Raw genomic sequence first — 12,314 nt, 5'->3', positions numbered from 1 at the left:
TGTCGCTGACCGGTGCGCGCTCATCCCGGCAGCCCCGCGTCCTCGGACCGGCCGCCGTCCACATCTGCCAGGTCATACGCGGACAGCAACGCCGCGTAACCAGGCGTGGTGACCATCAGTTCACGATGACTGCCGCGCCCGGCGATCCGTCCCCGTTCCAGGTAGACGACGTCGTCGGCGAGCTCGATCGTCGCCCGCCGGTGCGCGACGACAACCACCGTGGACGCGCCCGCCCGCGCCCGCAGACCCGCGACGATCGCCGACTCGACCCGCGGGTCGACGCTGGACGTCGCGTCGTCGAGCACCAGCAGGCGGGGCCGGCGGACCAGCGCGCGGGCCAGCGCGATCCGCTGCCGCTGACCACCCGAGAGCGTCGTGCCCCGCTCGCCGACCTGCGTGTCCAGCCCGGCGGGCAGCGCGGCGACGAAACGGTCCGCCTGGGCCCGGGCGAGCGCATCCCGGACCGCGTCGTCGTCCACCGCGAGGCCGAGGGCGACGTTGGCGCGGACGGTGTCGTCGAACAGGAACGCCTGCTGAGGGACGAGGGCCGCCACCGCGGCGACCTCGTCGCGCGCGAGCTCCGCCAGGTCGACCCCGTCCACCCGGACCGTTCCGGTGTCGGGGTCGTACAGCCTGACCAGCAGGCCGGCCAGCGTCGACTTGCCCGCGCCGGTCCGCCCCACCAGCGCCACCACCCGGCCCGCCGGCACCTCGAAGCTCACCTTCTCCAGCGCCGGACGCTCCAGCGCCGGACGCCGCGCGAACGGCCGCGGATAGGCGTAGGAGACGGCGTCCACCGCCAGCGCCACCGGCGCGYGCCCCGGCACGGCCGTCGAGCCGAAACACTGGTCGTCGCGCGCCCGCAGCACCGTGCTCACCCGGCGGTGACCGACGACCGACCTGGGCAGCTCGCCGAACACCCAGCCGATCGCCCGCAGCGGGAAGGCCAGCAGCGTGAACAGGTAGGCGACCCGCACCAACTCCCCGACCTCCAGGCTGCCCGCGGAGATCCGGGCCGTCCCGACCAGCAGGACGACCAGCACGCCGATGTTGGGCAACGCGTCCATCACCGGGTCGAACAACCCCCGGACCTGCCCGGCGCGCACCATCGCCGCGCGCAGCTCGTCCGCCTTGCGGGCGAACCGGGCCGTCTCGTCGGCCTCCCGGCCCATCGTCTTGACCACCAGCGCGCCGTCGAAGGACTCGTGCGCGAGCCCGCTGACCTCCGCCCGCAGCTGCTGGACGCGGGCGAGCAGCGGGGAGATCTTCCGGCCATAGATGATGTTGACAACGCCGAAGGCCGGGAAGACGACACATCCCACACCGGCGAGCAACGGGTCGGTGACGATCAGCACCACCAGGGCGAAGACCAGCGTACCCAGCACCCCCACCGCGAACGGCAGCGGGATGACCGGCGCCCAGCTCGCCTCGACGTCGGCGTTCGCGTTCGACAGCAACAGACCGGTCGGATGGCGCTGGTGCCAGGACAGCGGCAGCCGCAGGTACTGCCGGATGACGCGGCGACGATAGGCGGCCTGCAACCGGTAGGTCATCACACCGCCGCCGAGCCGGCGTACGAACATCCCGACGGCCCGCCCCACCCCGACCGTGAACAGGACCGCCGCGGCCAGCACGAGGCCGCCGACACCGGCCCGGCCGGTCGCGAAGGACGGCAGCACGACCCTGTCGACGACCTCGCCGAGCACCACCGCGCTCGTCACCATCATGAAGCCGAACAGGCCGCTGCCGACGACCGCGACGACGAACGTACCCGGCTCGTCCCGGATCCCCGAACCGAGGATGGCCAGCCCCCGGCGGATGACGGCGGGCGAGCCCGCGGAAGGCGACGCCCCCACCACGTCCACGTCCGCTTCCGCCGTGTTCGTTGCCGGGGCGTCCGCTTCGGGGGCAACGCCCACATGCGCGGACGCAGACGCAGACGAGGGCGCGGACGAGGGAGCCGTGGGCGCGGAAGTCCTGGACGCCGGTGCTCTCGCGGCCGCCACCATGTCCGGTTCCGCGGCTGTCAGCGCCTTCGCGTGGCTCGGGGCTGCCTGCGCGTGGTTCGGGGCGTGTTCGGGCACGGTTCTCCCCTCCGCTGCTCACCACGGCCGCGCCGCTCACTGCTGGCCTGCTCACCGCTGACGCTGCGCTCACCACGGCCGCCGGCCCCGGTCGACACCGCCGGGACGCATTCACCTCGACAACGCCGCACACCGCAACGTCTTCTGACCGACGCCACACTCTCCCGAAGTCGTCACCCGCCGGAATCGTCRCCCGACGCAATCATCGCCCGACGCAATCATCGCCCGGCGGGTGACGTCCGGTCCATGCGCGCACAGCGCACACRACGACTCGTACACGACATCTGGCGTACGTCAGCTCGCATACGCCAGCTACTGTGCGCAACGGCTACCGCGTGGTGGCTGACCCACATCGGCATCGTCCACCCGCGAGGTGTCCGGCAGACGGCCGTGAGCTGACGGGTGCCCAGCAAACATCCAGCAAACCGGTGCGCCCAGCGGGCTGGCCCGCTCAGCGAAACGCCGCGCCCGGAACCGCCGCCCCCAACGGCACGATCTGCCCGCTGACGGACCCGGTGCGTTCAGCGGCCGCCGCACCCGGCCGGACCGGCGCGTTCAGCGGACCGGCACCGCGGCGGCGCGCAGCGCGTCCTTGACCGCGCCGATACGCAGGTCTCCGAAATGAAAAACGCTCGCGGCGAGCACCGCGTCGGCGCCGGCGGCGACCGCCGGGGCGAAGTCCGCCAGCTGTCCCGCCCCGCCGCTGGCGATGACGGGCACGTCCACGACCGCGCGCACCGCGGCGATCATCTCCAGGTCGTAGCCGTCCCTGGTCCCGTCGGCGTCCATCGAGTTGAGCAGGATCTCCCCGGCTCCGAGCTCCACCGCCCGCGCCGCCCAGGCGACCGCGTCGATGCCCGTGCCGGTACGGCCGCCGTGGGTCGTCACCTCGAACCGGGGCGTGCCGCGGCCCGGTGAGCCCCCCGGGGAATCCACAGCCCGGGTCCGGCGGGCGTCCACCGACAGCACGATGCACTGGCTGCCGAACCGCAGCGCGCACTCGCGGACCAGCTCCGGACGGGCGACCGCGGCGGTGTTGATGCCGACCTTGTCGGCGCCGGCGCGCAGCAACCGGTCGACATCATCGACCGCGCGTACGCCGCCACCGACCGTCAGCGGGATGAAGACCTGTTCGGCGGTGCGCCGGACCACGTCATAGGTGGTCTCACGGTTCCCGCTGGACGCGGTGATGTCGAGGAAGGTCAGCTCGTCGGCGCCCTCGGCGTCGTAGAGCTTCGCCATCTCCACCGGGTCGCCGGCGTCCCGCAGGTCGGTGAAGTTCACGCCCTTGACCACCCGGCCGGCGTCGACGTCCAGACACGGGATCACCCGGACGGCGACAGTCACTGGACGCGCGCGGGCCCGCCGGCGGCCGCCAGCGCCTCCGGCAGGGTGAACGCCCCCGCGTAGAGCGCCTTGCCGACGATGGCGCCCTCGACGCCCGGCACACCCGCGATGGCCACCAGGTCGTCCAGCGACGACACCCCGCCGCTGGCGACCACCGGCCGGGACGTGGCGGCGGTGACGGTACGCAGCAGGTCGAGGTTGGGCCCGGTGAGGGTGCCGTCCCGGTGGACGTCGGTGACCACGTAGCGGGCGCAGCCGTCGGCGTCCAGCCGGGCGAGGACGTCGAACAGCTCGCCGCCGTCGCGGGTCCAGCCGCGGGCGGACAGGGTGGTGCCGCGGACGTCGAGGCCGACGGCGATCCGGTCGCCGACCCGGTCGATCGCCGCGCGCACCCAGTCGGGGTTCTCCAGCGCGGCCGTGCCGATGTTCACCCGGGCCGCGCCGGTCGCCAGCGCCGCGTCCAGGGAGTCGTCGTCGCGGATCCCGCCGGAGAGCTCCACGGCCACGTCGACCGACCGCACCACCTCGGCGATCAGGTCACGGTTCGAGCCCCGGCCGAAGGCCGCGTCGAGGTCGACAAGATGAATCCACTCGGCGCCGTCGCGCTGCCAGGCCAGCGCGGCCTCGCGGGGATCGCCGTAGGAGGTCTCGGAACCGGCCCTGCCCTGGACGAGCCGGACGGCACGGCCGTCGGCGACGTCCACGGCAGGAAGAAGGATCAGCGCCACACCGCACACCCTACGGGTCCCCCGGTCGGCGGGTGTCCGGCGGTGCCGCCGGTGCGGGCGTCGCCGGCGCGGGTGGTGCCCGGCCGGGCTCGCGACAGCGGTCTGGCCGGTTACCGCAGTCTCCGGTTACCGCAGCCCAGGTACCACAGCCCGGTTACTGCAGTACGGCCACGATGTCGAGGTCGATCGCCTGGTATCGGGCGACCGCGCCCTTGCCCTTGCTGATGCCGAACGCATGCCGGTCGGTTCGCGCGATGGCCTGGAAGCGCACCTCGCCGTTGGTCGGCTCGGCCGCCGTGATGGTCAGTTCCACCGGGCGGGAGACCCGCTGCACCGTCAGGGTGCCGGAAAGGGTCCAGCTGCCCGAGGATTCCACTAGCCGTTCGGAGACGAAGGTGATGTCCGGGTAGGTCTCAACGTCCAGGAAGCCCGGCTCCCGCAGATGCTTGTCCCGGGTGCTGCTGGCGGTGTCCAGGCTGGTCGCGTCGACCACGGCACGCACGGTGGACTTGTCCAGCGGGTCGGCGACGACGATCGAACCCTCCCGGACGGCCAGGGTCCCGACCACCTTGATCAGGCCGAACAGCCCACGCGTGGTGAAACGCACGGTGGACCGGGCCGGATCGACACGGTAGGTGCCCGCCCGGGGCGCGGTCACTCCCTGTGAGAATACTGTCCGTTCTGTCATGCTCTTCCTCCTTGACCAAGCTGGGCTCTGTGCCGGGCGGCGCCGGAGCGGCACGATCGCCGGTGGCGTGACGACATCGGTTTCGCCACGAACCGTTCGTACCTGGGTCCGAAACGGTMCACTGACATTCACGGAAAAATGACACTTATCGAAAAACGTCAGAAACACGGCGACAGCCCAGCCCCAGCGCTCGTCACTGGAAGTARCATCCTGTGACCCGAACGGCACTCCTCCTCACCGGCACGATAAGCGACTGCCACTCCATCCGAAAGCTCCAGCCACGATCCGTGCCCACCGAGCGGCGCACCCACCACGGTCAGGTCGAAGAAGCACGGGCTTCTTGGGACGAACCGGACCAGTTGTGCCGCATGCTTCCGTGGCCGGCCCAGCTGGCACTGCCCCGTTCGGGGCCCAACTGGCACTGCCCCGTTCGGGGCCCAACTGGCACTGCCCCGTTCGGGGCCCAACTGGCACTGCCCCGTTCGGAGCCCAGATGGCACTGCCCCTGGTGGTGCGGCTGTTTCCGCACCGCGCCGGGCGCAATGTCCCGACCGGATCAGCCCTCGGCGAGAGATGCTTGTTGCGTCAGGCCAAGGGCCACCGGTCGGGCCGCGCGTCCCCGGGCAGAGGCGGGGATGCGTCGACCACCGGCGGATGAGGAGGACCGTGAACCCGTTCCGTTCCCTGTCCGTGCGCAACTTCCGGCTCTTCGCGTCCGGCCAGCTCCTGTCGGTCGCGGGGACGTGGATGATGGTCGTCGCCCAGGACTGGCTGGTGCTCGAGCTGACCGACGACTCCGCGAGCGCACTCGGTATCGTGACCGCGCTGCAGTTCACCCCGTCACTGCTGCTGACGCTGCTCGGCGGCCGGCTCGCCGACCGGTACGACAAACGGCTGCTGCTCACCGTCGCCAACCTCGTCTCCGGGATGCTGGCACTCGGGCTCGCCGTGCTGGTGCTCACCGATGGTGTCGCGCTGTGGCACATCCAGCTGTTCGCGCTGGCGCTGGGCGTGGTGAACGCCGTCGAGATGCCAACCCGGCTGGCGTTCGTCAGTGAGATGGTCGGCCCCGAGCTGCTGCCGAACGCCTCGGCGCTGAGCGCCGCGTACTTCAACGTCGCCCGGGTGGCCGGGCCGGCGCTCGCCGGCCTGCTGATCGCCGCGTTCGGCACCGGCCCGGTGATGGTGGTCAACGCGGTGAGCTACCTGGGCACCGTGGTGGGCCTGCGCATGATGCGGCCCGCGGAGCTGCACCGGGTCACCCGGCCGGCCACGGGCACGCGGATCGTGGACGGGCTGCGCTACCTCGCGTCCCGTCAGGATCTGCCGCTGCCGCTGCCGCTGGCGCTGGTCGCCGCCGTCGGCCTGTGCGCGATGAACTTCCAGCTCACGCTGCCGCTGCTGGCCAGGACGGTGTTCCACACCGACGCGGCGGCGTTCGGGCTGCTCACCACCGCGTTCGCCGCCGGTTCGCTGCTCTCGGCGCTGGTGACGACCGGGCGGCGCGGCCGGCCGGCGGCCGGGCTGGTGACCGGCGGAGCGTTCGGCCTCGGTCTGGTGATGACGCTGACCGGCTGGGCCCCGACGTTCGCGACCGCCGCGGTGGGCCTGTTCGCCACCGGGTTCGGGGCGATCTTCTTTGCCCAGGCCGCGAACCATCGCATCCAGCTGGGCAGCGATCCGGCCTTCCGGGGACGGGTGATGTCCGTCTACACGACCATCATGATCGGATCGACGCCGCTCGGCTCCCTGTGGGTCGGCTTCCTCTCGGACCGGCTCAACGCCCGCGCCGGGCTGTGGTTCGGCGGCATCGCAACGATGATCGCCGCCGCCACCGTCCACACCGTCTCCCAGCGCGCCCGAGCCCGCCAGGCACCCGAAGCGCTCCAAACCCCCCAGCCCACCCAGACCGCCCAGCCCGTCCCACGCTGACAGCCCCCTGCTCGATGGCATCGCGACACCTGGCCGGGCCGATCTCCGGACGATGCGTCACCGGCTCAGGCCCACTCACACCGCCGCGGCTGCACACCCCAACGCGGCCAGGACGTCAACGCGCTCAGGACAGGGGTGGTCCGCCAGGACCTCGTCGACGGTACGGCCCGCCGTGAGCTGCCCGACCACAGCACTGACCGTGACCCACATACCCCTGGTCCAGGGCAGGGCACCCATCCGCGCCGGGTCAACGGTGATCCGTTCGAACGCCATCCAGCCCCACGACCACTGTGGCCGCTCCAGATGGAAAGCCTCCTGCTCTTCCCAGGCGCTTCCTCGTCCACACAAAAATCGTTGACGACCAGTGAGGCAAGCCCCGCGGCTCACCCTCACCGGCGCACTCGACCACGCCCACACCCTCAACGCCGACCCCGGACATCCATCCGAGGGGCGTCATGACGCCGGAAACCACCCCGACCACGGCCGGCACCTGCCACTCGTAGGTAGAAAGCGCTGTCCTGACGACCCTTTCCACCTACAGGCGCGGAAGCGGTAGGTGGAAAACGTTGTTGTGATGACGTTTTCCACCTACGGGCCTCGCGTCAGTGCCGCGTTCAGGTGTCTCGCGTGGTGCTCTCAACGGGTTCCGCCCCCAGGGCACCGGTCAAGTACCGCGAATCCCGTCCATCATCACCCGCACAGGCCATGATCCAAACTACTTTGTTGTTGTATACATATCTCCGCGAACAGCGGCACGCGTCGATGGATGCTGGCCATCAGAGAAGATCGGCGCGACTTTGCCATTGCGTACGCCGATGCGGCCAAAAAGCGTACACAACGACAAACTCGCGCCGATCATGGCCTGTGCGGATGGCTGCGGACAGGATTCGCGTCATGCCGGACGCGGACAAGGTCATGTGTCGCGGCGCCGAGCCCGGAGCATTCTGAGGTCGACACTGGGACGGGCGTCACATATCGTGGTCGAGCATGCGTTCCGTAGATCTGGTGGGTAGCGAAGTCAACTGGTACGGAAGGGTAGGAAGCRCACCCGTATCCGGTCCCGCAGCAGCGTGACGACCGCGCCTGCCGTAAGATCGTCTTCCACCTGCGGGAGATTGGCGAGCAGCAGGTCAGCCTGCTGGTCAGGCGTCAGACCGTTCAGATGCCGCAACAGCACGAAGGATGGCGCTGCCCGGCGCTGCCGCGCAAGGATCGCGCTGAAGTCGCTGTCGCTGGAGATGATGATGTGGTCGTGCTCGGTCGCCCACGTGACGATGTCGACGTCGGTCGCTGTGCCAAGTTCAACGTCGACGACGTGGCTGGCTTCGTATCCGGCCTTCCRCAGGGCCGCGGCCACCCGGGGAGACAGGTTGGCGTCGACCAGAACCCTCATGCGGGTTTGGCAAGCGGCAGCTCACGTTCACTCACCGCCGCGGCGGCATACTCCAACGCGGCCAGGACGTCGGCGCGCTCGAGATAGGGGTAGTCCGCCAGGATCTCGTCGATGGTACGGCCCGCCGCGAGCTGCCCGACCACAGCGCTGACCGTGACCCGCATGCCCCTGATGCAGGGCAGACCGCCCATCCGCGCCGGGTCAACGGTGATCCGCTCGAAGGCCACGTAGCCATGCTAACGGCAGCCGGTCCAGACCGCCTGGCAACGACCACACGGAGTTGGCAGCAACGCAGGTTGAACCATGTCCAGGATATGGGCCTGGTAGCCGAGGGACGAATGTGCCCTGTGTCAGCCAGCGGCCACCAGTTGGCGGTGATCCATTCCGCCAGCGGATAAAGACGCCATGGACCAACCGTCGAAAGGCGCCACCGGGCTTCTCCGCCTGCGTCACGCATCTGCCGTCCACCCACAGCTCGTAGAGCGTCGAGCGGGAACAGTCGTCGGTACCCGGGCAGGAGGTGGTGTCGATGGCCAGGTCACAGGCGCGCCCTCTGGTCGGTCGGGAGGGGCGGGGCCTGGAGCGCAGTCCCAAGGGAGGCTCCACGGGCCCGCCGGCACCGCGCACGGCCAGCCGAGCAGCACACGATGCGGCTGCCCGTCAAACCACACAACCTTGATCGTCGCCCAGAACCTCCAACACGCCGCGGATCGGGGAAGGTTCTGGAAAACATCGACATCTCGCTGACCTGCACAAACGTTATCGATCATGGATTTTGGCCCGGTTATCCACGGCCCCTCCCGGAGGTTCTGAAACGATCTTGCATCGTCGCAGGTCAGCGGGGGTGAAAACTGTGGTAGGGTCCCCGCGCAGGCAAAATCCGAGTCGGATTGCAACAACCGCCATCCCCAATGTCCTCTTCCGGTACTTGYCGTCCCCGCGCGGGCAGAAGCCGAGTCGGATTGAAACGGGTGTTTCTTTCGTCTTGAAGCCCCAAGATGCTGTCTTCGTGTGGGAAAAAACGAATCGGACTGCAATCGCTCGAGCCATATAAGGGTGGCGCCGATCCGTATTTCCCGCGAACAGGAGAGAATCTGGTTGTGGGGCTCGGGCCAAACACGGTAGGCGGTGCCGCCCGTGATGGTGGCCGTTGCCGGGGGCGGCTGGGCGAGGCGGTATTATGATCAGTTGTGACTACCGTCTTTCCCTCGTCGGCAGCCGCGCCGGGTGGGTGGGGCGGCGGGGATGGCCTGGGTGATCTCGGTGTAGACGGGCGGGCGGTGGGCACGGGTGTGGGGGCTGCGGGCAGGGGTGTGGGGTCCGGGCCTGTTATTGAGGTGGACGGGGTTGGGAAGACCTTTGTGGTGCGGCGCAGGGCCGGGCGGGCGCGGCGGGAGCGGGTGGACGTTGCCGCCGTGAGTGACCTGACCTTTCAGGTCGACGCCGGGGAGATGGTCGGGTATCTGGGGCCGAACGGGGCCGGGAAATCCACGACGATCAAGATGCTGATCGGAATTCTGGTGCCCAGCGCCGGGCGCATTCGGGTCTGCGGTCTTGACCCGTCCCGACAGCGCACGGAACTGGCGCGTCGACTGGGAGTGGTTTTCGGGCAGCGTACGACGCTGTGGTGGGATCTGCCGTTACGGGACAGCTTCGATCTGCTCCGGCGTATCTACCGAATCCCGGCGGGGCGGTATCAGGAAAACCTTGACCACTTTGTCGAGCTGTTACAGCTCGCCTCTTTTCTTGACACACCCGTCCGGCAACTCTCGCTCGGTCAGCGTATGCGCGGTGATCTCACGGCCGCGCTGCTGCACGATCCGGAGATCGTGTATCTGGACGAGCCGACGATCGGTCTCGACGTCGTCTCCAAGGCCGCCGTACGCGGCTTCCTCACCGCGCTCAACCGGGAGCGCGGGACCACCATCATGCTCACCACCCACGACATGACCGACATCGAGCAGATGTGCCCGCGGGTGCTCGTCATCGACCACGGCCGGCTCGGTTTCGACGGGCGGCTGGCGGACCTGCGCGCCCAGATCGGCGGGGAGCGCGTCCTGGTCGTCGACCTGGCCGAGCCGCGGCCGCCGATCGACGTGGCCGGTACCCGGGTGGTCGAGGTGGACGGGCCCCGCCAGTGGCTGGCGTTCCCGGCGGGCGAGAGCGCGGCGCCGCTGGTCGCCGCCGTGGCCGACCGGTATCCGCTGGTCGACCTGTCCATCCGCGAACCGGCGATCGAGGAGATCATCGCCCGGCTGTACACCTCGGGCACCATGGACGCCGCAGGCACCGCAGGCACCATGAACACCTCAGGCATCGTGAGCACCTTGGACGCTGCGAGTTCCCCGGACATCGAGGAATCCTCGGGCGCGAGGAATCCGTGACCGTGGCATCACCGGCAGCGGCATTATCGACAGTGGCGTCGCGGTGAGAGGGGGCGTCGGTACCTACCTTGCGGTCGCCCGGTACAGMGCTCGGCGGTATGCCGGTTATCGGGCCGCCACGGCCGCGGGCGTGTTCACCAACACCGTGTTCGGGATCATCCGTGCCTACGTCCTGCTCCAGGTGTGGCACCAGCGGCCCGGTCTTGGCGGGTACGACACCAGCGGCGTCGTGACGTTCGTCTTCCTCGGGCAGGGGCTGATCACGTCGATGGCGCTGTTCGGCGGCGGCATCGACCTGCCCGAACGCATCCGTTCCGGCGCCGTGGCAATGGACATGGCCCGGCCGGTGGGCTTCCAGACCTGGTGGCTGGCGGACGACGCCGGGCGCGCCGCCATCCAGCTGCTCACCCGGGGGTTGCCGCCCATGCTGGTCGCGGCCCTCCTGTTCGATCTGCGCCTGCCGACACCCGCGAGCCCGGCCGCCGCCGCGGGCACGACCGCCGCCGGGGTGTGGGGTGCCGCCGCCGTGTGGGGGCTGTTCGCCGTGTCCGTGGTTCTGGGTTTCCTGGTCAGTTTCGGGCTGCGCTATCTGATCGCGCTCGCGACCTTCTGGCTGCTCGACCAGCGGGGGCTGGAAAGCGCCTACACCCTGTTCACGGTGTTCTTCTCCGGTATCTCCATGCCCCTGACGATCATGCCGGGGGTGCTGCGGGACCTTGCCGAGGCGCTGCCCTTCGCCGCGATGATGCAGGTGCCGGCGGACGTCCTGCTCGGCAACCGGACAGGTGCATCGCTGGTCGCGGCGATCGCGTTCCAGGTGGGCTGGGCCGTCGTGCTCCTCGCGGCCGGCCGCGCGCTCACCGCCCACGCCACCCGGAAGCTGGTCGTCCAGGGTGGCTGACAACAGCGCGACCCGCCCCGGCCACAAACGGCACAACCGGGGCCGCCGGTACGAAGCGGTGCGGCACTATCTGCTGTTCGCGGGGGCCTGGACGCGGGTCGCCTGGCAGTACCGCGCCTCGGTGCTGCTGCTGGCCGTCGGGCAGTTCCTGGCGACCGGGCTGGACATCGCGGTGATCGGCGTGCTGTTCACCCGCGTGCCGCACCTGGCCGGTTTCGGCCTTGCCGAGGTGGGTTTCCTCTTCGGGACGTCCTGCACCGCCTTTGCCGTGTCCAACATGCTGTTCGGGACGCTGGAACGGGTCGGCGAACGCATCCGGGACGGCAGCCTCGACGTGATGCTGGTCCGGCCGGTCGGGCTGCTCGTGCAGGTCGCCACGGACGGTTTCTCCCCCCGCCGCCTCGGCGGGATCGTCCAGGGCGTYGGTGTTCTCGGACTGTCCCTCGCGGGGCTGAATGTGCCCTGGACGGCCGRCCGCGTCCTGCTCGTCGCCACCATGGTCATCTGTKGGGTCGGTATCTTCAGCGCGGTCTGGATCGCCGGGGCGGCGTTCCAGTTCGTCGTCGAGCAGGCCGCGGAGGCGATGAACGCGGTCACCTATGGCGGGAGTTTCCTGACCCAGTACCCGATGTCGATCTACGGCCGGGACGGGATGCGGCTGCTGACCTTCCTCGTCCCACTGGCGTTCCTCAACTGGCAGCCCGCCCTGTACGTGCTCGACAAGCCCGACCCGCTGGGCCTGCCGTCCCTGTTCCGTTTCGCCTCCCCGCTGGTGGCCGCCGTTCTGCTGGCCCTCGCCGCCACGGCCTGGCGCGCCGGCCTGCGCCACTACCGCTCCACCGGCAGTTGATCTCCAG

General features: G+C 69.9%; 11 protein-coding genes. 4 read left to right on the top strand and 7 right to left on the bottom strand.

Annotated features, from left to right (window positions below):
* Positions 1-20 precede the first annotated feature (20 nt).
* The 4 genes from BL254_RS11205 to BL254_RS11190 all read right to left on the bottom strand — a co-directional run bounded on the left by BL254_RS11205 (position 21) and on the right by BL254_RS11190 (position 4,847).
* Positions 21-2,009, bottom strand: coding sequence for an ABC transporter ATP-binding protein (locus tag BL254_RS11205; RefSeq protein WP_371390467.1), 1,989 nt, complete (start codon positions 2,007-2,009; stop codon positions 21-23).
* 630 nt (positions 2,010-2,639) lie between these two features.
* Positions 2,640-3,431, bottom strand: coding sequence for an imidazole glycerol phosphate synthase subunit HisF (gene hisF / locus BL254_RS11200; RefSeq protein ID WP_047221821.1), 792 nt, complete (start codon positions 3,429-3,431; stop codon positions 2,640-2,642).
* Complete coding sequence (gene priA / locus BL254_RS11195) at positions 3,428-4,159, bottom strand: bifunctional 1-(5-phosphoribosyl)-5-((5-phosphoribosylamino)methylideneamino)imidazole-4-carboxamide isomerase/phosphoribosylanthranilate isomerase PriA (RefSeq protein WP_047221822.1); 732 nt, start codon at positions 4,157-4,159, stop codon at positions 3,428-3,430. The genes hisF and priA overlap by 4 nt, the downstream gene beginning before the upstream one ends.
* A gap of 154 nt (positions 4,160-4,313) precedes the next feature.
* Entirely contained in the window at positions 4,314-4,847 is a 534-nt protein-coding gene (locus tag BL254_RS11190) for a YceI family protein (RefSeq protein ID WP_047221823.1), read from the bottom strand.
* Positions 4,848-5,501: 654 nt separating this feature from the next.
* On the opposite strand from BL254_RS11190, the gene BL254_RS11185 reads away from it, so the two are divergent.
* Positions 5,502-6,779 (top strand): MFS transporter, encoded by a 1,278-nt coding sequence (locus BL254_RS11185; protein ID WP_047221824.1) that lies wholly within the window; start codon positions 5,502-5,504, stop codon positions 6,777-6,779.
* Positions 6,780-6,854: 75 nt separating this feature from the next.
* On the opposite strand, the gene BL254_RS11180 is transcribed toward BL254_RS11185, so the two are convergent.
* The 3 genes from BL254_RS11180 to BL254_RS11170 all read right to left on the bottom strand — a co-directional run bounded on the left by BL254_RS11180 (position 6,855) and on the right by BL254_RS11170 (position 8,399).
* A complete protein-coding gene (locus BL254_RS11180; protein ID WP_047221825.1) occupies positions 6,855-7,052 on the bottom strand; it encodes a DUF433 domain-containing protein in 198 nt (65 codons plus the stop codon).
* A gap of 745 nt (positions 7,053-7,797) precedes the next feature.
* Positions 7,798-8,172, bottom strand: a complete 375-nt coding sequence (locus BL254_RS11175) for a DUF5615 family PIN-like protein (RefSeq protein ID WP_076843260.1) — start codon at positions 8,170-8,172, stop codon at positions 7,798-7,800.
* Entirely contained in the window at positions 8,169-8,399 is a 231-nt protein-coding gene (locus tag BL254_RS11170) for a DUF433 domain-containing protein (RefSeq protein ID WP_076843259.1), read from the bottom strand. Before BL254_RS11170 ends, BL254_RS11175 begins: the two co-directional genes overlap by 4 nt.
* Before the next feature lie 1,053 nt (positions 8,400-9,452).
* Here BL254_RS11170 and BL254_RS11165 point away from each other — a divergent pair.
* Genes BL254_RS11165 through BL254_RS11155 form a run of 3 tightly spaced genes read left to right on the top strand, consistent with a single transcriptional unit; the run spans position 9,453 to position 12,307 of the window.
* On the top strand, positions 9,453-10,556 hold the full coding sequence (locus tag BL254_RS11165) for an ATP-binding cassette domain-containing protein (protein ID WP_371390465.1): 1,104 nt from the start codon (positions 9,453-9,455) through the stop codon (positions 10,554-10,556).
* A gap of 43 nt (positions 10,557-10,599) precedes the next feature.
* Positions 10,600-11,457, top strand: a complete 858-nt coding sequence (locus tag BL254_RS11160) for an ABC-2 family transporter protein (RefSeq protein ID WP_076843258.1) — start codon at positions 10,600-10,602, stop codon at positions 11,455-11,457.
* Positions 11,450-12,307, top strand: coding sequence for an ABC transporter permease (locus tag BL254_RS11155; protein ID WP_076843257.1), 858 nt, complete (start codon positions 11,450-11,452; stop codon positions 12,305-12,307). The genes BL254_RS11160 and BL254_RS11155 overlap by 8 nt, the downstream gene beginning before the upstream one ends.
* The last annotated feature ends 7 nt before the right edge of the window (positions 12,308-12,314 follow it).

The organism is Protofrankia sp. BMG5.30 (assembly GCF_001983005.1).
Lineage (GTDB): Bacteria > Actinomycetota > Actinomycetes > Frankiales > Frankiaceae > Protofrankia > Protofrankia coriariae.
The sequence above is the reverse complement of the archived record's forward strand: the minus strand, read 5'-3'. Positions and strand labels throughout refer to the sequence as shown.